The sequence below is a fragment of the Elizabethkingia argenteiflava genome (assembly GCF_009904105.1).
Taxonomy (GTDB): Bacteria; Bacteroidota; Bacteroidia; order Flavobacteriales; family Weeksellaceae; genus Elizabethkingia; species Elizabethkingia argenteiflava.
This window is the reverse complement of the sequence record NZ_JAAABJ010000645.1, coordinates 1-255: the sequence shown is the minus strand read 5'-3', so window position 1 is coordinate 255 and position 255 is coordinate 1. Positions and strand designations below refer to the sequence as shown.

General features: G+C 36.5%; 1 protein-coding gene. It reads left to right on the top strand.

Annotated elements, in window-relative coordinates:
- Nucleotides 1-243: transposase (locus GNY06_RS15815; RefSeq protein WP_166520416.1), on the top strand; the 243-nt coding region annotated here is incomplete at its 5' end.
- Between the last annotated feature and the right edge of the window lie 12 nt (nucleotides 244-255).

The window sequence follows — 255 nt, the reverse complement described above, 5'->3', positions numbered from 1 at the left end:
GAGGTAGTACGAAAAATCATATATACTACCAATCCAATTCAAGGGGTACATCGCCAGATACGCAAAATCACCAAAACTAAAGGTGCTTTTCCTTCAGAACAGCCACTGATGAAGCTAATGTATCTGGGAATACAGAATATCAGTAAAAAATGGACAATGCCTATCCATAACTGGGGTATCGCATTATCACAACTTTATGTTAAATTTGGAGAGAGAATTCTCAAGGAAAAAAACAGCTTTTGAGGAGCATTAATT